Here is a 19,899-nt window from a genome sequence, read left to right as displayed (position 1 = left end):
TATCGCGACGTATTTCTGTGTTAAACTCAACGCGATTTTATGAAATCCTGGGTTGAGGTATCTCTGAACACACCGGCACAGCTCTCTTTGCCACTTTATCTTCCTGACGACGAAACTTTCGCAAGTTTCTGGCCGGGGGATAACTCCTCTTTACTGGCTGCACTGCAAAACGTGCTGCGTCAGGAACATAGCGGGTATATTTATCTCTGGTCGCGTGAAGGCGCTGGCCGTAGTCATTTGCTGCATGCAGCCTGTGCGGAACTGTCCGCGCGCGGCGATGCGGTAGGCTACGTGCCGCTCGACAAACGCACCTGGTTCGTCCCCGAGGTGCTCGACGGAATGGAGCATTTATCGCTGGTTTGCATTGATAACATCGAATGTGTGGCCGGCGATTCGCTGTGGGAAATGGCGATCTTTGATCTCTACAACCGTATCCTGGAGTCGGGGAAAACGCGTTTGCTGATCACCGGCGATCGTCCGCCAAGACAGCTGAATCTGGGGTTGCCGGATCTCGCCTCACGCCTGGACTGGGGGCAAATCTACAAGCTGCAACCGCTTTCCGATGAAGATAAGCTGCAGGCGTTGCAATTACGCGCCAGACTTCGTGGATTTGAACTGCCGGAAGATGTGGGACGTTTTCTGCTGAAGCGTCTGGATCGTGAAATGCGAACGCTGTTTATGACGTTGGATCAGTTAGATCATGCGTCGATCACCGCCCAGCGTAAGCTGACCATTCCGTTCGTAAAAGAAATTCTGAAGCTGTAAGCGCCGCAGCCGAGAAGACTGCGGCAGGTTGCAGGTTAACCGACGATTTCCAGTACCTGCTCAGGCGGGCGTCCAATTCGAGCCTGACCTTTGGCAACCACAATCGGGCGCTCCATCAGTTTCGGGTTTTCCACCATTGCCTGAATCAGCGCGTCTTCACTCAGATTTTTGTCCGCCAGGTTAAGCGATTTATAAAGATCCTCTTTCTGGCGCATCAGTTCACGCGCGCTGGACATGCCGAGCATCTGCAGCAGTTCACGCAGGGTTGCTGCGTCAGCCGGCGCTTCCAGATACAACACCACTTCCGGGTCCACGCCGTTGGACTTCAGCAATTCCAGCGTTTCACGGCTCTTGGAGCAGCGTGGGTTATGGTAGATTTTAATCGCGTCTGACATGACTTCTCCTTGCATAACAATACTGCCGGATGGCGGCCAAAAGACCTTATCCGGCCTACATATCGCGTCTGACGTAGGCCGGATAAGACGCTACAGCGTCGCCATCCGGCAAAGGTTCGATAATTACATCTTCGTGTACGGTTTAAAGCGTTCTTGCAGCTGGCGTAGCTGGTCAATACGGGCATCGTATCTGGCCTGCTGCTGGCTACCCAGTTTCACCTGAGAGCTTGCGCTGCTAAGCATCGAAATAGCCTGATCCAGACGTCCCGCGAGGGCATACCCCTCCGCGCGCGCCGCCAGCTCCTGATCGCGGTTGCTCAGGTTGGCTTCCGTTTGCGCTAACAGATCCCAGCCGTTAGGGTCATCTTTATGGTTAAACGTATAGCGATTCAGGATGGTCGCCGCCTCTTTGGCTTGTCCACCTTGTAAATAGGCATTCGCCAGGTTGAGCTGCAGAACCGGGTTAGTGCGCAGGTCGCGGGCGTTTTTCAGGCGGTTAATGGCATCACTGGTTTTCTTCTGGCCGAGATCGATATCCGTTGCCAGGTCGAGATACCAGGCATTGTTAGGATCTGCCGCCAGCAGCGGTTGCAGCGCTTTACGCGCCTCGTCGTATTTACTGGCTTCCATCGCCTGCAATGCCCGGCCATACTGGGCCGCACGTTGCTCACGTACGTTGCCTTTCGACCAGCTACTCAGCAGGTCATCGGTCAACTGGTTACGACCAGAGTTGTACATGCCTAAGGTTCGTGCCTTAGCCAGATAAAAATCTTCTGACGACTGGACGACCACCGGGCGCATCTGGTTGGCGCGGTTACGGGCATCAGACAGACGGCTTTCCGGCAGGGGGTGCGTCAGCAAAATTTCCGGCGGACGCGAAGAGTAACGAGCCTGGTCGAGCAGTTTTTCCAGGAACGTTGGCATGGCCTGGGGATCGAATCCCGAGCGTTGCAGCACCTGAATACCAATGCGATCTGCTTCCTGTTCGTTTTGCTGCGTAAAGCTAATCATCCCCTGACGTGTACCCGCCAGTGTACCGGTCAGCGCCGCCATACCCGCCTGCGGGCTGGCCATTGCTAATAAAATTGAACCTAATGCGCCAACCCACGTTAGCGGTGCGCTGCGTTTCTGATCTTCCATGGCTCGCGCCAGGTGACGCTGTGTAACGTGGGAAATTTCGTGCGCCATAACCGATGCCAGCTGGCTTTCGTTGTCGGAATAGCGGAATAGTGCGGAGTGCAGGACAACGTTGCCGCCAAAGAAAGCAAAGGCGTTGATTTCATCGTTGTTAATCAAAAAGAAGGTGAAGGGCGTTTTTACCGAGTCGGCGTGCGAGACCAGACGCATCCCCAGCGCATTAATGTATTGGGTGAGCAATGGATCGTTAATTAATGGCGCACTGCCGCGCAGTTGGCGTACGTAATAATCGCCCATCTGCATTTCCTGTCCTATGGAAAGCGTACTGCCTGCCGACGTTCCCATATCAGGCAGGGTGTCCGCAGTATCAGCAAATGCGGGCGCAACCTGACCGATAGTCAGTGCGGCAATGAGGGTAGCAACCAGGTTTTTTTTCAACTGCCTGAACATAACCTCTGTCCTGTATTCTTTTTTAAGATAGCCATTTGACCGATGCTGTGAAGTATCGTTCACACTCCGCAAGCTTACGGAGTGTAACTGCGAAACCTGACGATGAACACCCAGGAAAAATGTCTTTTCACTTTGCGTAATCAGCCATAAAAAGCGAAGTCTTTTTTGTGACATTTCGATACAATTCGGGATCGCAATCCCGCTATTGGGTTCATGGAAGGGTTTTATGCTCGAAATGTTGATGCAATGGTATCGTCGCCGCTTTAGCGACCCCGAAGCCATCGCCCTGCTGATTATTCTTGTTGCCGGTTTTGGCATCCTGTTTTTCTTTAGCGGTCTTTTGGCGCCGCTGCTGGTCGCCATTGTGTTGGCGTACCTGCTTGAATGGCCGACAGTGCGGCTGGAACATATTGGGTGTTCACGGCGTTGGGCGACATCGATTGTGCTGGTGGTATTTGTCGGTATTTTACTGCTGATGGCCTTTGTGGTGATGCCCGTTGCGTGGCAGCAGGGAATTTACCTGATCCGCGACATGCCCGGCATGCTCAATAAATTGTCTGATTTTGCCGCCACCTTGCCACGACGTTACCCGGCGCTGATGGATGCGGGCATCATTGATGCGATGGCGGAAAATATGCGCTCGCGAATGCTCACCATGGGCGATTCGGTGGTGAAATATTCGCTGGCCTCACTGGTCGGTTTGCTGACGCTGGCGGTTTATCTGGTGCTTGTCCCGTTGATGGTGTTCTTCCTGATCAAAGATAAAGGCCAGATGCTGAACGCCGTGCGCCGGGTGCTACCGCGTAATCGCGGGCTGGCGGGACAGGTATGGAAAGAGATGAACCAGCAAATCACCAACTATATCCGCGGGAAGGTGCTGGAAATGGTGGTGGTCGGCGTAGCGACCTGGCTCGGCTTCCTGCTGTTTGGTCTCAACTATTCGCTGTTGCTGGCGGTGCTGGTCGGGTTCTCTGTGCTGATCCCGTATATCGGCGCTTTTGTGGTGACGATTCCGGTGGTTGGCGTGGCGCTGTTCCAGTTCGGGCTTGGCACTGAGTTCTGGAGCTGTTTTGCTGTGTACCTGATAATCCAGGCACTGGACGGCAATTTGCTGGTTCCCGTGCTGTTCTCCGAGGCGGTCAATCTGCATCCACTGGTGATTATTCTCTCCGTGGTGATTTTCGGCGGTCTGTGGGGATTCTGGGGCGTATTCTTTGCGATTCCTCTGGCGACGTTAATCAAAGCGGTAATGCATGCCTGGCCGGATGGTCAGGTCGTTGACGAACCCTAATCTGCAAGATCCGGCGATATCATGTCGCCGGATCTGAACTTGTCTGACCTCTATCCACTCTTTCTGAATAATCTCCTTTGGTGTCGTTTTTCTCCGCGTTTGTCTTTAACTTGACCATCGTGATGTCTTTTAGTCACACAAGGATTAAGGCCAACAGGAGAACAAAATGGGTCACAGCACACACACGCAGCAAAAGGTGGGATGGGGCGGTTATCTCGCTTTTTTTATTACGATTATTCTTTTTTCCGGCATGTTTGCGAAAAGTACCGAATGGTGGCGGGTCTTTGACTTCACCGTCCTCAACGGTGCGTTTGGGCAGATTAATGCTGCGGGCGACACGGCGGTCTCTTTTCGTGGCACAGGGGGGATGGGGGCAAAAGACGGCTTCTTATTCGCGCTTGAGCTGGCGCCTTCCGTCATTCTTTCGCTCGGGATTATTTCTGTCACCGAAGGGCTGGGTGGGTTGCGCGCGGCACAACAGCTGATGACGCCGGTCCTGCGTCCGTTACTGGGCATTCCGGGTATTTGTTCGCTGGCGTTGATTGCGAATTTGCAAAATACCGATGCCGCGGCCGGGATGACCAAAGAAATGGCGGAAGAGGGCATTATCACAGAGCAGGAACGCGCTATTTTTGCCTGCTGGCAAACCAGCGGCAGCGCATGCATTACCAACTATTTTTCTTCTGGCGCAGCGCTGTTTACGATGGTGACCGTTCCGGTGATTACGCCGCTGGCGGTGATCCTTGTCTTCAAATTTGTGGGCGCGAACCTGTTGCGTGTGTGGATCGCGCAGCTGGAAAATCGCCGTATGCAGCAGGAGGCGTGAGATGACAACGCAGGTACGTAAAAACGTCATGGATATGTTTATCGATGGCGCACGGCGCGGGTTTACCATTGCAACAACCAGTCTGTTGCCTAACGTGGTGATGGCGTTTGTGATTATTCAGGCGCTGAAGGTGACAGGGCTGCTCGAGGTTGTAGGGCGGGTATGTGAGCCGGTAATGGCGCTGTGGGGGCTACCGGGGGAATCTGCCACTGTGCTGCTGGCAGCGGTGATGAGTATGGGAGGCGGTGTCGGCGTGTGCGCCAGCCTGGTTGTCGCTGGTACGCTTTCGGGACATGATGCCACGGTGTTGTTACCGGCTATCTACCTGATGGGAAATCCGGTGCAAAATGTGGGCCGTTGTCTGGGGACCGCGGGGGTTCATCCTCGTTATTACCCGCTAATTATTGCGGTATGCGTCATTAATGCACTGCTCTCTATTTGGGTTATGCAGGTTATTGCCTGACAAGGAAGGTTATGAACTGTTCAATTCTTGATTTGACGTTGTTCCAGCAGGGACACGTGTATGCGCCGGAAGATTTAGGGCGACAGGATATACTGGTCTCCGGCAGCAAAATTGTTGCCATCGCCCCGTCAATTTCTCCTGAAGACTTTCCCGGTTGCGAGTGTATCAATCTTGACGGCGCGATTGTATGCCCAGGATTTATCGATCAACACGTCCATCTTATTGGCGGCGGTGGGGAAGCGGGGCCGCATACCCGCACGCCGGAAGTGCGCTTGTCACGGCTGGTTGAAGCTGGTGTCACGTCGGTGGTGGGTTTGCTGGGTACCGATGGCATTACCCGTCACCCTGAATCGCTGCTGGCAAAAACCCGCGCGCTGGAGTTTGAAGGTATCAGCGCCTGGATGCTGACCGGGGCGTACTCTCTGCCTTCCCCGACGATCACCGGCAGTATCGATCGCGATGTGGCGCTGATTGATAAAGTTATTGGTGTGAAATGTGCGGTTTCGGACCATCGTTCTTCAGCCCCGGATACCTCGGCGCTGGCAAATATGGCGGCGCAGTCGCGTGTCGGCGGATTATTAGGGCGCAAACCGGGGATCAGCGTTTTCCATATGGGCGACAGCCAGCGCATGCTGGAACCGTTGTACCAGATCCTTGACTGTTGCGATGTGCCGATTACTAAACTGTTGCCGACACACGTTAACCGTGCGGAACCGCTGTTCCAGGCGGCGCTGGAGTATGCCCGTAAAGGCGGTTATATCGACATTACCAGCAGCATTGATGAGCCCGTCGACCCGGCCACGGCTATCGCCACGGCGCTGCGCCAGAACGTGCCGCTGTCGCGCATTACCCTTAGCTCAGATGGCAACGGCAGCCAGCCGGAATTTGATGAGCTTGGCAATCTCACCGGCATCGGTGTCGCAGGGTTTGAATCACTGGCGGAAACGGTGCGCCAGTTGGTGAAGGTTCATGCCATACCGCTGGAGCAGGCGCTGTGTCCGCTGACGCGTACGGTCGCAGAATTTTTGGCACTTGAGCATAAAGGACGTCTGGCAGTGGGATGCGATGCGGACATTCTGGTGCTCAACGACGCGCTGGAAGTTCATCACCTGTGGGCGAAGGGAAAAGCCGTAGTCAGGGAGCAGAAAGCGTGTGTGAAAGGGACGTTTGAGTAACCGGGCGGTCATCTGCCGGATGTCGACGCTAACGCGTCTTATCCGGCCTACGTGCGTGCATTTGTAGGCCGGATAAGGCGTTCACGCCGCCATCCGGCATTTCACGGTCAGGCGTTCTCTTTCAGCCAATTCATTACCACGTCGTGGTGGTTGCTGGTTTTGAAGTCATCAAACACATGCTCAATTTTCCCTTCGGCATCAATCAGGAAGCTGATGCGGTGGATGCCATCGTAGGTTTTGCCCATAAATGACTTCTCACCCCAGACACCGAACTGCTCGCAAACCTGATGATCTTCATCGGACAGGAGCGTGAAATTCAGGACTTCTTTCTCCGCGAATCGGGAAAGCTTCTCTGGTTTGTCGGTGCTGATCCCCAGCACTTCTACACCCGCTTTTTTTAACTCATCCATGTTATCGCGCAGGCCGCAAGCCTGTACGGTACAGCCGGGTGTCATGGCTTTCGGGTAAAAATAAACCAGAACACGCTGTCCCTGGAAGTCGGTTAAATTTACTTGTTCTCCGTCTTGATCCGGCAAGCTAAATTTCGGTGCGATATCACCGGCTTTCAGTGGGTTCATTACTTAACTCCATCCTGTTCATCATGCTGTGAGTAATTGACGACGTTAATACTGCCTTGCGCATTGAGTTCTGTACAGAGTGCTTTAAACGCATCTTCAATATTTGCCGAATCATGTGACGCAGGACTATGTGCGGTAATTTGAATAAACAACTGCGCCGCCTTTCCATTCTCAGCCGGTTGCGTGCGTGAAACCAGTTCCGCAATATTCATTTGGTGGCTGTCAAACAGAGCGGTGAAGCGTTCAATCAAATGGGGAGAATCAGGGACATCGACCTGCACCCATACCGTAGCAGGCATTGCCGGACGGGGGCGCGCGGTCGTGCGCTTCATCACAATGAGTAAATCCAGCTCTGCGCCTTTTAATGGCAGGGTTGATTCAATCAGGGTGATGGCATTCCAGGTGCCCGACAGCAACATGATAAACGTGAACTCATCACCCAGCATGGCCAGTCGGCTGTCTTCGATATTACAGCCGCAACTGCTGACATGACGCGTGATGGTGTTCACAATTCCTGGGCGATCGGCACCCAGCGCAGTAATGACCAGATAGTGTTGCGATGACGATGTCAAACCTGTTCTTCCTTTGAGCGGTGAGGTAATCATAAGGAAAGCATAAAAAAAACATGCATACAACAATCAGAACGGCTCTGGTCGCTTGCTTTTATTGTCGTACCAAACGTACCATTGAGACACTTGTTTGCACAGAGGATGGCCCATGTTCACGGGAAGTATTGTCGCGCTTGTTACGCCGATGGATGAGAAAGGTAAAGTCTGCCGGTCGAGCCTGAAAAAACTGATTGATTATCATGTCGCCAGCGGCACCTCGGCGATCGTTTCTGTTGGCACCACCGGTGAGTCCGCCACCCTGAGTCATGATGAACATGGCGATGTGGTGATGATGACGCTGGAACTGGCTGACGGGCGTATTCCGGTGATTGCCGGAACCGGCGCCAATGCGACCGCGGAAGCCATTAGTCTGACGCAGCGTTTCAACGACAGCGGTGTTGTCGGCTGCCTGACGGTGACGCCTTACTACAACCGCCCAACCCAGGAAGGTTTGTTCCAGCATTTCAAAGCCATCGCTGAGCATACTGACCTGCCGCAAATTCTGTATAATGTGCCGTCCCGTACTGGCTGCGATATGCTGCCGGAAACCGTGGGTCGTCTGGCGAAAGTTAAAAATATTATCGCTATTAAAGAGGCCACGGGGAACTTAAGTCGCGTTCACCAGATCAAAGAGCTGGTTTCGGACGACTTTATTCTGCTCAGCGGTGATGACGCGACCGGACTGGATTTTATGCAGCTCGGTGGTCATGGCGTGATTTCCGTAACGTCTAACGTTGCGGCACGTGATATGGCTGAAATGTGCAAACTGGCGGCAGCCGGGCAATTTGCCGAGGCGCGGGTGATTAACCAGCGTCTGATGCCGTTACACAACAAACTATTTGTCGAACCCAATCCTATCCCCGTGAAATGGGCGTGTAAGGAGTTGGGACTTGTGGCGACCGATACGCTACGTCTGCCGATGACGCCAATCACGGACAATGCTCGTGAAATCGTCAAAGCGGCGCTTAAGCATGCCGGTTTGCTGTAAAGTTTAGGGAGATTTGATGGCTTACTCAGTACAAAAGTCGCGCCTGGCCAAGGTTGCGGGTGTTTCGCTTGTTATGTTGCTCGCGGCCTGTAGCTCTGACTCGCGCTATAAGCGCCAGGTGAGCGGTGATGAATCCTATCTGGAGGCCGCACCGCTTGCTGAGCTTCATGCTCCAGCTGGGATGATTTTGCCGGTTATGTCGGGCGACTATAATATCCCGGTAACCAACGGCAGTGGTGCCGTGGGTAAAGCGCTGGATATTCGTCCACCGGCTCAGCCGTTAGCATTAGTCACCGGTGCTCGCACACAGATCGCGGGTGATACGTCGACATTACTGGTGGAAAACGGTCGTGGCAACACACTGTGGCCGCAGGTCGTTAGCGTCATTCAGTCTAAAAACTACACGATCACCAAACGTGATGATGCCAGCCAGACGTTGACCACCGACTGGGTTGACTGGAACCGTCTGGATGAAGACGAGCAGTACCGTGGACGTTATCAAATCTCGGTTAAACCGCAGGGCTATCAGCAAGCGGTAACGGTGAAACTGGTTAACCTCGAGCAGGCGGGTAAACCCGTAGCCGATGCGGCATCAATGCAGCGTTACAGCGCTGAGATGATGAACGTTATCTCTGCTGGTCTGGATAAGAACGCCACCGACGCCGCGAATGCCGCGCAGAACCGCTCTGCAGCCACCATGGATGTTCAGAGCGCCGCCGATGACACCGGTTTACCAATGCTGGTGGTACGTGGACCGTTCAACGTGGTGTGGCAGCGTCTGCCGGCAGCGCTTGAGAAAGTGGGGATGAAGGTAACCGACAGCACCCGTTCTCAGGGCAGCATCGCGGTGACCTACAAACCACTGTCCGATAGCAACTGGCAGGAGTTGGGCGCAAGCGATCCGGGTCTGGTATCCGGCGACTATAAACTGCAGGTCGGTGATTTAGACAACCGCAGCAGCTTGCAGTTTATCGATCCGAAGGGGCATACCCTGACGCAAAGCCAGAACGACGCGCTGGTCGCCGTCTTCCAGGCAGCGTTCAGTAAGTAAAAATAAAGGGCTGGATAACTCCAGCCCTTTTTTTCTGATATGATACGCAAACGTGTGCGTCGGCAGAAAAACGCAATATTTATCGTTAATTCACACCCAGGAGTAATAAAGATGCAAAAGCAAGCTGAGTTGTATCGTGGTAAAGCGAAGACCGTATACAGCACGGAAAACCCGGACCTGTTGGTGCTCGAATTCCGCAATGATACGTCAGCAGGGGATGGCGCGCGCATTGAACAGTTTGACCGTAAAGGCATGGTGAACAACAAATTCAACCATTTCATTATGACTAAACTGCAAGAAGCGGGTATTCCTACCCAGATGGAGCGACTGCTTTCTGATACCGAATGTCTGGTGAAAAAACTGGAGATGGTACCGGTTGAATGTGTGGTACGTAACCGCGCGGCAGGCTCTCTGGTTAAGCGTTTAGGCGTTGAGGAAGGTATTGAGCTGAATCCGCCGCTGTTTGATCTGTTCCTGAAAAACGATGCTATGCACGATCCAATGATTAACGATTCCTATTGCGAAACTTTTGGTTGGGTGAGCAAAGAGAATCTGGCACGTATGAAAGAGCTGACCTACAAAGCTAACGACGTGCTGAAAAAGATGTTTGATGATGCTGGTCTGATTCTGGTCGACTTCAAACTTGAGTTTGGTTTGTATAAAGGTGAAGTGGTCCTGGGTGATGAATTCTCACCGGACGGTAGCCGCCTGTGGGACAAAGAAACGCTGGATAAAATGGACAAAGATCGCTTCCGCCAGAGTCTGGGCGGCCTGATCGAAGCCTATGAAGCCGTCGCGCATCGCCTGGGTGTGAAGTTAGACTAATCTCCCCCTGAGCCGGCGATTGCTCTCCGGCTCATTAACCCCACCTGATTTGATTACTATTTCTTATGGTAATCCTGTTCCGAACCGCCTACGATCATCATCATAATGAATAAAAAGTTGAGGTGATTATGCGCTGGCAAGGGCGTCGTGAAAGTGACAATGTGGAAGACAGACGAAACAGCTCTGGCGGCGGCCCCTCTATGGGTGGGCCCGGTTTTCGTCTGCCCAGTGGTAAAGGCGGCATCATCCTGCTGATTGTGGTGCTGGTGGCGGGTTATTATGGCGTGGATCTCACCGGGCTAATGACTGGCCAGCCGGTCTCCCAACAGCAATCATCACGCTCCATCAGCCCAAACGATGATGAAGCGGCAAAATTTACCTCGGTGATTCTGGCTACAACAGAAGATACCTGGGGACAGCAGTTTGAAAAAATGGGCCGCACCTACCAACAGCCGAAGCTGGTGATGTACCGGGGCGCGACGCGTACCGGCTGCGGTGCGGGTCAGTCCGTGATGGGGCCGTTTTATTGCCCGGCAGATGGTACGGTTTACATCGACCTTTCATTCTATGACGACATGAAAAACAAGCTGGGCGCTGATGGTGATTTTGCTCAGGGCTATGTTATCGCCCATGAAGTGGGTCATCACGTGCAGAAACTGCTGGGCATTGAACCTAAAGTTCGTCAGATGCAGCAGAATGCCTCACAGGCAGAAGTGAACCGTCTTTCCGTTCGAATGGAACTGCAGGCAGACTGCTTTGCCGGTGTCTGGGGCCACAGCATGCAGCAGCAGGGCGTACTGGAGTCTGGTGACCTGGAAGAGGCACTGAACGCCGCACAGGCCATTGGTGACGATCGTCTGCAACAGCAGGGACAAGGACGCGTAGTACCGGACAGCTTTACTCACGGAACCTCTGAACAGCGTTTTACCTGGTTCAAACGCGGTTTTGACAGCGGCGATCCGGGGCAATGTAATACTTTTGGTAAAGGTATTTAAGACTCTGTGGCAGGGATGTCCGATAACACGGCGCTGAGCGCGTTAACCGAACAAATGACCCACGAAGGGATCCGTCGTCTGCTGATTATCAGCGGCGAGGATAACTGGTGTCAGGAACAGGCATTAGCGCTACGTAGCACGTTACCCGGCGACTGGCTGTGGGTAGGGGAGCAAGCCCCTACCGAGCCGTGCTGTACGCCGCAGGCGCTAAAAACATTATTAGGGCGCGAGTTTCGTCATGCGGTTTTTGACGCCAGGCAAGGTTTTGACGCTGCGGCGTTTGCCGCCTTAAGCGGCACACTGCTTGCTGGCAGTTGGCTGGTATTGCTGACCCCACCCTGGCATTCCTGGCACACACATCCGGACGCGGATTCACTACGCTGGAGCGATTGTGCTGAACCGATCCCTACACCGCACTTTATTGAGCACATCAAACGGGTGATTTCCCGCGATAGACAGGCTCTGCACTGGCAACAGCATCAGCCGGTTGCCTGTCCGCATTTTCCTGCTCGCGCAGCCTGGCATGCGGCAACCGGCGAACCCCAGCCAGAACAGGCGATGATATTAAATCATTTGCTGGCTATGCCTCCCGGTGTGGTTGCGGTGACGGCCGCACGGGGTCGGGGCAAGTCCGCTCTGGCAGGGCAACTCATAGCGCGGATTAACGGCACTGCGATTGTGACAGCGCCTGCCAAAGCGGCAACCGATGTGCTGGCGCAATTTGCCGGAGAGCGTTACCGTTTTATGGCCCCGGATGCGCTGTTAAGCAGTTCTGCAATCGCAGACTGGCTGATTGTGGATGAAGCCGCCGCGATCCCCGCGCCGCTGCTGCACCAACTGGTGGCGCGTTTTCCTCGTACGCTGTTAACCACTACAGTACAAGGCTACGAGGGAACGGGGAGAGGCTTCTTGCTGAAATTCTGTGCCCGCTTCCCCAATCTTCAACGCTATGAGTTGCAGCAACCGGTACGCTGGGCGCAGGGATGTCCTCTGGAGCAAATCGTCAGCGATGCGCTGGTGTTTGATGATGAAACGTTCACGCATGCCCCATTGGGGGAGCTTCACTTCTCGGCATTTGAGCAACAGTCCTGGCATGCTAATCCGGCGCTGCCGTTAGCGGTATACCAGCTGCTTTCTGGAGCGCATTATCGCACCTCGCCATTGGACCTGCGGCGAATGATGGACGCGCCTGGACAGCATTTTCTTCAGGCATCAACCGCTGACTCCGTAGCGGGAGCCGTCTGGTTGGTCGATGAAGGGGGACTATCCGCGGAATTAAGCCAGGCCGTCTGGGCCGGATATCGTCGACCGAGAGGGAATCTGGTTGCGCAGTCGCTGGCGGCGCACGGTGGTGACCCGTTGGCGGCGACGCTCGTCGGGAGACGGGTCAGTCGAATTGCGGTTCATCCTGCGCGCCAAAGAGAAGGTATTGGGCAACAGCTGATTATGCTGGCCTACCGCTATTCCACATCGTGTGACTATCTGTCGGTCAGTTTTGGGTATACGGCTGAACTATGGCGTTTCTGGCAACGTTGCGGTTTTGTGCTGGTGCGAATGGGAAATCATCGGGAAGCCAGCAGCGGCTGTTATACCGCCATGGCGTTACTTCCCATTAGCGAAGCGGGGAAACGCCTTGCCGAGCGGGAGCTCCTGCATTTGCGCCGTGATGCGGAAATCCTTGCGCGATGGAACGGTGAGAGCATTCCGCTGGTCCCGCTGAAAGAGACTACGCTTAATGAGGATGACTGGGCTGAGCTGGCTGGGTTTGCCTTCGCGCATCGGCCATTATTGACGTCGCTAGGATGTCTGAGTCGTCTGCTTGAGCACAGTGAGTTACCTCTTCCGGCCTTGCGCGGACGCATCCAGGCTAAACGTAGCGACGCCGAATTGTGTCAACAGCTCAAGATTTCTGGTCGTAAAGCGTTGCTGGTCATTCAGCGCGCCGAAGCGGCGCAGGCATTAAATCAGTTAGATGCAGAGCGTGAACAGCGGCTACATAATCGCATTATACAATGGCAATTTTTTCACTAACTTCTTCAATTTCCTGGCATGGTCATTGCGGTTAAGCGGCGTAGAATGATTCTCATCAGTTAAGGAGATCGCCATGAAACATGACCATTTTGTTGTTCAAAGTCCCGATAAACCCGCTCAACAGCTACTGCTGCTGTTTCATGGCGTCGGCGATAACCCGGTTGCCATGGGCGAAATCGGCTCCTGGTTTGCGCCGCTGTTTCCGGATGCGCTAATCGTTAGCATTGGTGGAGCAGAGCCTTACGGAACGACGTCCGGACGTCAGTGGTTTTCGGTGCAGGGCGTAACAGAAGAGAATCGTCAGGAACGTGTTGACGCCATTATGCCGGTGTTTATCGAAACCGTGCGCTACTGGCAGAAGCACAGCGGCGTTTCGCCGCAGGCAACCGCGCTGATTGGTTTTTCTCAGGGTTCAATTATGTCACTTGAGAGCATCAAAGCTGAGCCGGGGCTGGCATCGCGGGTCATCGCCTTCAATGGCCGCTATGCCACCTTGCCAGAGGCTGCAACCACCGCGACGACGGTGCATTTGATTCACGGTGGTGAAGACCGGGTAATTGAGTTATCTCATGCCGTTGCCGCGCAGGAAGCGTTAATTCGCGCTGGTGGAGATGTGACGCTGGATATCGTCGAAAATCTGGGGCACGCCATTGATGAACGCAGCATGCAGTTTGCGCTCGATCATCTGCGTTTTACCGTACCGAAGCACTACTTTGATGAAGCGCTGAGCGGCGGTAAGCCTCACGATGATGATGTGATTGCCATGATCTGATCGATCACCGTAGGCCGGATAAAACGCGAAGCGTTGCCATCCGGCACGTAATGCCCGGTGGCGCTAACGCTTACCGGGCCTACGGGACTTATCGGCCTACTAATTATTTCTTCGGTTGGTCCTTATTCGGCCAATCGTCGTCGTCGTCCCATTTATCGTTAAAGTCACGATGCGGGGGAAGCTCCGGCTTGTTGGCAAGAAATTTCTTGTGATCGACGCGCTTGAGATCTTTAATCACGTTCAGCAGCACGCCTACCAGAAACACCAACACCAGAATCCACCAATATTTTGCCAGCCAGTCCATGCTCATTTCCTCTTACAGGAACACTCATCAGGCGACGAGTTGCTCCATGATACGTTGATACATACGGGCAAGCAGCTGCAGGTCGGCGGCATTAACACATTCATTAATTTTATGAATAGTGGCGTTGACCGGCCCAAGTTCTACTACCTGCGCCCCCATGCGGGCAATAAAACGCCCGTCGGACGTCCCGCCTGTAGTCAGTAACTGCGGTTTAATCTCATTATAGTGCTCAATGGCGTTCACCACTGCATCCACCAGTTTACCGCGTTCGGTCAGGAACGGCTGACCGGAAAGCCACCAGTCGACGGTATAACGCAGCTGATGTTTCTCCAGCAGCGCGTGAACCCGTGCTTTAATCATCTCATCGGTCAGCTCAGTGCTGAAACGGAAGTTGAACTGGATAAATAGTTCTCCAGGGATAACGTTGTTGCTTCCGGTTCCAGCCTGGATATTGGCAATCTGCATGCTGGTCGCCGGGAAGAATTCGTTACCCTGATCCCACTCGATCGCCACCAGTTCGTTGAGCATGGGGGCCGCGCGGTGTACCGGGTTATCTGCCAGATGCGGATAGGCTACGTGGCCCTGCACGCCGTGAATGGTCAGGTTGCAGGTCAGTGAACCACGACGTCCATTTTTCACCACGTCGCCAACGATTTCCGTGCTGGATGGCTCACCCACCAGGCAATAATCCAGTCGTTCATTACGCGACATCAGCGCTTCAACCACTTTCACGGTGCCGTTTTTGGCGCTGGCTTCTTCGTCAGACGTTATCAAAAAGGCCAGACGACCCTGATGGTTTGGATGCTGGGCGACAAAACGTTCTGCGGCCACGACCATCGCCGCCAGTGAACCCTTCATATCGGCAGCGCCACGCCCGAACAACATGCCATCGCGAATGGTCGGTTCGAACGGTGGATTGATCCAGCGATCGACATCGCCGGCAGGCACTACGTCGGTGTGACCGGCAAATGCCAGGGTCTCACCTTTACCGCGCCATGCCCAAAAATTCTGTGTGTCACCAAAGTCCATTCGCTCAACGGTAAAACCTACCGCGCGCAGGCGTTCAATCATTAACGCCTGGCACCCGGCATCATCCGGGCTCAGGGAAGGACGGCGAATAAGCTGCTGTGTCAGCTCAATGACCGGGCACGACATAGACTACACCTCATTAAAAAACAGAGTATAACTGGATTCACTGAAACCAAGCAGCATAGGCTTACCCGGCGCGCAGAGCAATGGGCGTTTGATAATTGCTGGCATTTCAATCATCAACGCGGCGGCGGAAGCCGCATCGGTGATTTGACTGCGCGTGGATTCATCGAGTTTACGCCAGGTGGTTCCACGCGTATTGAGCAGCGCCTCCCAACCTAATTCGCTGATAAAGGACTGTAAGAGCGTGTTGTCCAGACCGTCGACGCGATAATCATGAAAGCGGTAGTCAATACCTTGAGCCTCCAACCAGCGTCTGGCTTTTTTAATCGTGTCGCAATTCTTAATGCCGTAAAGGGTGATCATTTGAATCCTTATTGACGTAACTTGAATATTTATTCTTTTATTCTGTGGCAATGAATAATACATATTGTCATTCAATCGTTATAGAAAAATATAACATTGTTGAACAACAGTGAATAATGATTCCTGAAAGCTCCAAAAAATACCGTATAACTAAAAATCAGAATCTGCCTGTTTGCATCAGCCTGTTTTTCCATCAGAATTGCAAAAGTAGTAGATGATGTATGAATATTTCAAAATATTGCAGTAAGTCACATAAAATTTATGGGTATAGCGCATAGTGATCACATAAACCCCAAACACTGGAGGAATCAATCGCAACCATCGGTTAAATTGCCTTCTTTTAATGATGATGATTTCGTAGAATGCCCATAATAATAAGAGAGGTTGTTATGATTGAACGTGAACTGGGGAACTGGAAAGACTTTATCGAAGTGATGCTTCGTAAATAATTTTCTGGAAGAAATTCATATCCTGTAAAGGATAAAAAAAGGCGACTCAACGTAAGTCGCCTTTTTTGTGTCCGATTATTCTGGGCGTGGCTTCAATGGGAAGCGTCTGCGCACCAGCACAAAGAACAGGGGAACGAAGTAAATCGCCAGAATTGTGGCTGAAATCATCCCGCCCATTACGCCAGTCCCCACCGCATGTTGACCGCCAGAACCAGCGCCACTGCTGATGGTCATCGGCAGCACCCCGAAGATAAACGCCAGTGACGTCATCAGAATTGGGCGTAAACGTTGGCGACAAGCATGGAGCGTGGCGTCGAGCAGATCGTGTCCTTTCTCGTTCATCTCATTGGCGAATTCAACAATCAATATTGCGTTCTTCGCCGATAGCCCGATAACGGTAAGTAACCCGACCTGGAAATACACATCGTTTTCCAGGCCGCGCATCCAGGTCGCCAGTAGCGCACCAATGACCCCCAACGGCACGACCAACATGACGGAGAAGGGTACCGACCAGCTTTCGTACAGTGCCGCCAGACACAGGAACACGACCAGCAGAGAAATGGCGTACAGGGCAGGGGCCTGAGAGCCCGATAGCCGTTCCTGATAAGACATCGCAGTCCATTCGAGGCCAAACCCTGTCGGTAACTGGCGCACCAGCGATTCCATTATGTCCATTGCCGTACCGGTACTGACGCCAGGCGCGGCTTCGCCGACAATCTCGACCGCGGAGTAGCCGTTATAGCGCTCCAGACGTGGTGAACCGGTTTCCCAGCGTGAAGTCGCAAAGGCCGAGAAAGGCACCATGCCACCGTTGTTATTGCGGACGTACCACAAGTTAATGTCGTCCGGGAGCATGCGATATTTTGCTGCCGCCTGCACGTAAACCTTCTTCACGCGACCCCGGTCCATAAAGTCATTGACGTAGCTGGAACCCCAGGCCGTTTGCAATGTGTCGTTGATATCGTCGATGGAAACGCCCAGCGCTTGGGCTTTGCGCTGATCGATATCAATTTGCAACTGTGGGCTGTCGTCCAGACCGTTATGACGAACGCGGGTCAGGGACGTGTCTTTCCCGGCCAGCTCAATGAGTTTGTCGCGCGCGGCCATTAACGCATCATGGCCCGCACCGGCGTGATCCTGCAGCTCCATATCGAAACCGGCAGAGCTTCCGAGGCCGCTGATAGCCGGAGGGCTGCTGGCGAAGACGCGGGCTTCTTTAATCTTATTAAAGGCTTTGGTCGCACGTTCGATGATGGCGAAAGAGGTCCCGGTAGTGGTGTCGCGCTCATCCCAGTCTTTTAAGCGGACAAACATACGTGCCACGTTTTGACCGTTCCCGCCAGGGCCAGAACCGACCGTGGAAAAGACTGACATAATGTTGTCTTTCTCATGGGTGAAGTAATACTTCTCCACTTCCTCAACCACTTTCAATGTTTGCTGCTGTGTGGAGCCGCTGGGCAACTGTACCGAGGTGGTAAACATGCCGCGGTCTTCCAGTGGCAGGAAGGAGGTTGGCAGGCGCAGGAACAGGAAAACCATTCCGCCGAGCAGCAGGCCGTAGATCAGTATCCAGCGCAGGCTGCGGTGCAGGATCCTGGCGACGCCTTTTTCGTAGCGCTCGGCGTTGCGATTAAACATCCGGTTAAACCAGCCGAAGAAACCGGTTTGTCCGTGATGCTCGCCCTTATGCAGCGGTTTGAGCAGGGTGGCGCACAGAGCGGGGGTCAGGATCATCGCCACCAGAACAGACAGCACCATCGCGGAAACAATAGTAATCGAGAACTGGCGGTAAATAGCCCCGGTAGTGCCGCCGAAGAAGGCCATCGGGATAAACACCGCTGACAGCACCATGGCGATACCGACCAGCGCACCCTGGATTTGTCCCATCGATTTCCGTGTCGCTTCCCGCGGTGAGAGTCCTTCCTCACTCATAATACGCTCGACGTTTTCCACAACCACAATGGCGTCATCGACCAGCAGACCGATCGCCAGCACCATCGCAAACATCGTCAAGGTGTTAACGCTATAGCCAAAGGCGTAAAGCACGGAGAAGGTACCCATCAGGACGACGGGAACGGCGATGGTGGGAATCAGCGTGGCGCGGAAGTTTTGCAGGAACAGGTACATCACGAGGAATACCAGTGCAATAGCTTCCAGCAGGGTTTTTACCACGTCGATGATTGAGGCTTTAACAAAGGAGGTGGTTTCATACGCCACCTTATATTCCAGCCCGTGCGGAAAATATTGTGACAGCTCGTTCAAACGGTTAATGACCAGCGTTGCTGTCGCCATTTCATTGGCGCCTGAAGCCAGCTTCACGCCCAGGCCGGAGGCAGGATTTCCATTAAAGCGGCTGAGGTAATCATACTTTTCAGCCCCCATTTCGACCGTTGCCACATCGCCCAGTTTAACTTCTGAACCATCCTGGTTGACGCGTAGCGTAATGGCGCGGAATTCATCCGGAGTCTGCAGTAGCGACTGGGCGTTGATCGTCGCGTTCAGCGCCTGCTTGTCCACCGAAGGCGTACCGCCAAGTTGTCCGACGGCAATCTGCGCATTCTGTGACTCGATAGCATCGGTCACATCTTTAGCGGTCATCTGGAAACTGTTCAGTTTGGCCGGGTCAAGCCAGATACGCATGGAGTACTGTGAGCCGTAAGCGTCAATATCCCCCACGCCGTTAATACGGCTGAGCGGATCCTGAATGTTACTGGCGACGTAGTCGGCGATGTCCTGCTTATCCATTGAGCCATCGGTGGAGACAAAGGCGATAGTCAGAATATTGGTGTCCCCGGTCTTACGCACCGTAACTCCCTGATCCTGTACCGCCTGCGGCAGTTTACGCATTGCCGATTGCAGCTGGTTTTGCACCTGCTGGACGGCCTCGTCAGGATCGGTTCCGGCAACAAAGCTCAACGTAACCGTAGCCTGACCTGTCCCGCTGCTCTGCGATGACATGTACATCAGGTTATCGAGACCGGTCATGTTCTGCTCGATAACCTGGGTGACGGTGTTTTCCAGAGTCTGAGCCGAGGCGCCAGGATAGTTGGCGGTGACCCGCACGTTTGGCGGTGCCAGATCGGGATATTGCTCAACGGGCAGTGAAAAAATAGCCAGGGCTCCTGTCAGGCACAACAGGATAGCTAACACCCAGGCAAAAATGGGGCGATCGATGAAAAAATTCGCCATTAAAAGAGGACCTCGTGTTTCTGCGTATCGTTATGGGTATGGCTTGCTTCACTTTAGCGGCAAGGTACGGGTCAAACGTGGAGAAAAAAAGA

Annotated in this window: 20 protein-coding genes; 12 read left to right on the top strand and 8 right to left on the bottom strand. The window is 53.6% G+C overall.

Going from position 1 to position 19,899, the window contains the following annotated elements; all coding sequences use genetic code 11:
• Positions 1 to 63: 63 nt before the first annotated feature.
• The gene (locus tag OGY33_RS12965; protein WP_211924219.1) at positions 64 to 765 is read left to right on the top strand and encodes a DnaA inactivator Hda; all 702 of its coding nucleotides are present in this window, start codon (positions 64 to 66) and stop codon (positions 763 to 765) included.
• A gap of 35 nt (positions 766 to 800) precedes the next feature.
• Here OGY33_RS12965 and arsC read toward each other — a convergent pair whose 3' ends face one another.
• Both arsC and bepA read right to left on the bottom strand, forming a co-directional pair.
• On the bottom strand, positions 801 to 1,160 hold the full coding sequence (gene arsC, locus OGY33_RS12960) for an arsenate reductase (glutaredoxin) (RefSeq protein WP_125112684.1): 360 nt from the start codon (positions 1,158 to 1,160) through the stop codon (positions 801 to 803).
• Positions 1,161 to 1,283: 123 nt separating this feature from the next.
• Complete coding sequence (gene bepA, locus OGY33_RS12955) at positions 1,284 to 2,747, bottom strand: beta-barrel assembly-enhancing protease (RefSeq protein ID WP_008785438.1); 1,464 nt, start codon at positions 2,745 to 2,747, stop codon at positions 1,284 to 1,286.
• 226 nt (positions 2,748 to 2,973) lie between these two features.
• On the opposite strand from bepA, the gene OGY33_RS12950 reads away from it, so the two are divergent.
• The 4 genes from OGY33_RS12950 to iadA all read left to right on the top strand — a co-directional run bounded on the left by OGY33_RS12950 (position 2,974) and on the right by iadA (position 6,502).
• Entirely contained in the window at positions 2,974 to 4,038 is a 1,065-nt protein-coding gene (locus OGY33_RS12950; RefSeq protein WP_003037941.1) for an AI-2E family transporter, read from the top strand.
• Positions 4,039 to 4,204: 166 nt separating this feature from the next.
• Positions 4,205 to 4,864: a nucleoside recognition domain-containing protein gene (locus OGY33_RS12945; RefSeq protein ID WP_032944189.1), complete on the top strand. Its 660-nt coding sequence runs from the start codon at positions 4,205 to 4,207 to the stop codon at positions 4,862 to 4,864.
• A 1-nt stretch (position 4,865) separates the two neighbouring features.
• Entirely contained in the window at positions 4,866 to 5,327 is a 462-nt protein-coding gene (locus OGY33_RS12940) for a YjiG family protein (RefSeq protein WP_003835099.1), read from the top strand.
• A gap of 11 nt (positions 5,328 to 5,338) precedes the next feature.
• Positions 5,339 to 6,502 carry a beta-aspartyl-peptidase gene (gene iadA, locus OGY33_RS12935; protein WP_048224985.1) on the top strand — a complete coding sequence of 388 codons (1,164 nt, stop codon included), beginning with the start codon at positions 5,339 to 5,341 and terminating at the stop codon, positions 6,500 to 6,502.
• A gap of 107 nt (positions 6,503 to 6,609) precedes the next feature.
• Here the strand turns inward: iadA and bcp are convergent, their stop codons facing one another.
• Both bcp and OGY33_RS12925 read right to left on the bottom strand, forming a co-directional pair.
• On the bottom strand, positions 6,610 to 7,080 hold the full coding sequence (gene bcp, locus OGY33_RS12930) for a thioredoxin-dependent thiol peroxidase (RefSeq protein ID WP_003835095.1): 471 nt from the start codon (positions 7,078 to 7,080) through the stop codon (positions 6,610 to 6,612).
• Entirely contained in the window at positions 7,080 to 7,652 is a 573-nt protein-coding gene (locus OGY33_RS12925) for a glycine cleavage system transcriptional repressor (RefSeq protein WP_003037954.1), read from the bottom strand. Before OGY33_RS12925 ends, bcp begins: the two co-directional genes overlap by 1 nt.
• A 145-nt stretch (positions 7,653 to 7,797) precedes the next feature.
• Here OGY33_RS12925 and dapA point away from each other — a divergent pair, with 145 nt between their 5' ends.
• The 6 genes from dapA (at position 7,798) to ypfH (ending at position 14,350) form a co-directional block, all read left to right on the top strand.
• The gene (gene dapA / locus OGY33_RS12920; protein WP_003037957.1) at positions 7,798 to 8,676 is read left to right on the top strand and encodes a 4-hydroxy-tetrahydrodipicolinate synthase; all 879 of its coding nucleotides are present in this window, start codon (positions 7,798 to 7,800) and stop codon (positions 8,674 to 8,676) included.
• Between the two features lie 16 nt (positions 8,677 to 8,692).
• On the top strand, positions 8,693 to 9,727 hold the full coding sequence (bamC, locus tag OGY33_RS12915; RefSeq protein ID WP_003835088.1) for an outer membrane protein assembly factor BamC: 1,035 nt from the start codon (positions 8,693 to 8,695) through the stop codon (positions 9,725 to 9,727).
• A 111-nt stretch (positions 9,728 to 9,838) separates the two neighbouring features.
• Positions 9,839 to 10,552, top strand: a complete 714-nt coding sequence (gene purC, locus OGY33_RS12910) for a phosphoribosylaminoimidazolesuccinocarboxamide synthase (RefSeq protein WP_003835086.1) — start codon at positions 9,839 to 9,841, stop codon at positions 10,550 to 10,552.
• 128 nt (positions 10,553 to 10,680) lie between these two features.
• Positions 10,681 to 11,547, top strand: a complete 867-nt coding sequence (gene ypfJ / locus OGY33_RS12905) for a KPN_02809 family neutral zinc metallopeptidase (protein WP_003037967.1) — start codon at positions 10,681 to 10,683, stop codon at positions 11,545 to 11,547.
• Between the two features lie 15 nt (positions 11,548 to 11,562).
• Entirely contained in the window at positions 11,563 to 13,578 is a 2,016-nt protein-coding gene (locus tag OGY33_RS12900) for a tRNA(Met) cytidine acetyltransferase TmcA (RefSeq protein WP_191238240.1), read from the top strand.
• 73 nt (positions 13,579 to 13,651) lie between these two features.
• Positions 13,652 to 14,350 (top strand): esterase, encoded by a 699-nt coding sequence (gene ypfH / locus OGY33_RS12895; protein WP_191238241.1) that lies wholly within the window; start codon positions 13,652 to 13,654, stop codon positions 14,348 to 14,350.
• A 103-nt stretch (positions 14,351 to 14,453) separates the two neighbouring features.
• Here ypfH and OGY33_RS12890 read toward each other — a convergent pair whose 3' ends face one another.
• Genes OGY33_RS12890 through OGY33_RS12880 form a run of 3 tightly spaced genes read right to left on the bottom strand, consistent with a single transcriptional unit; the run spans position 14,454 to position 16,169 of the window.
• Positions 14,454 to 14,654 carry a YpfN family protein gene (locus tag OGY33_RS12890; protein WP_003835080.1) on the bottom strand — a complete coding sequence of 67 codons (201 nt, stop codon included), beginning with the start codon at positions 14,652 to 14,654 and terminating at the stop codon, positions 14,454 to 14,456.
• A 27-nt stretch (positions 14,655 to 14,681) separates the two neighbouring features.
• Positions 14,682 to 15,809 (bottom strand): succinyl-diaminopimelate desuccinylase, encoded by a 1,128-nt coding sequence (gene dapE, locus OGY33_RS12885; RefSeq protein ID WP_048215799.1) that lies wholly within the window; start codon positions 15,807 to 15,809, stop codon positions 14,682 to 14,684.
• A 3-nt stretch (positions 15,810 to 15,812) separates the two neighbouring features.
• Complete coding sequence (locus OGY33_RS12880; protein ID WP_003835078.1) at positions 15,813 to 16,169, bottom strand: ArsC family reductase; 357 nt, start codon at positions 16,167 to 16,169, stop codon at positions 15,813 to 15,815.
• A gap of 389 nt (positions 16,170 to 16,558) precedes the next feature.
• Here OGY33_RS12880 and ypfM point away from each other — a divergent pair, with 389 nt between their 5' ends.
• Positions 16,559 to 16,618, top strand: a complete 60-nt coding sequence (gene ypfM, locus OGY33_RS12875; protein ID WP_001386977.1) for a protein YpfM — start codon at positions 16,559 to 16,561, stop codon at positions 16,616 to 16,618.
• 75 nt (positions 16,619 to 16,693) lie between these two features.
• Here the strand turns inward: ypfM and acrD are convergent, their stop codons facing one another.
• A complete protein-coding gene (gene acrD / locus OGY33_RS12870) occupies positions 16,694 to 19,807 on the bottom strand; it encodes a multidrug efflux RND transporter permease AcrD (protein WP_048215800.1) in 3,114 nt (1,037 codons plus the stop codon).
• Positions 19,808 to 19,899 lie beyond the last annotated feature (92 nt).

Origin of the sequence: Citrobacter sp. Cpo032, assembly GCF_030332975.1 — a bacterium.
Taxonomy (GTDB): Bacteria; Pseudomonadota; Gammaproteobacteria; order Enterobacterales; family Enterobacteriaceae; genus Citrobacter; species Citrobacter portucalensis.
The sequence above is the reverse complement of the archived record's forward strand: the minus strand, read 5'-3'. Positions and strand labels throughout refer to the sequence as shown.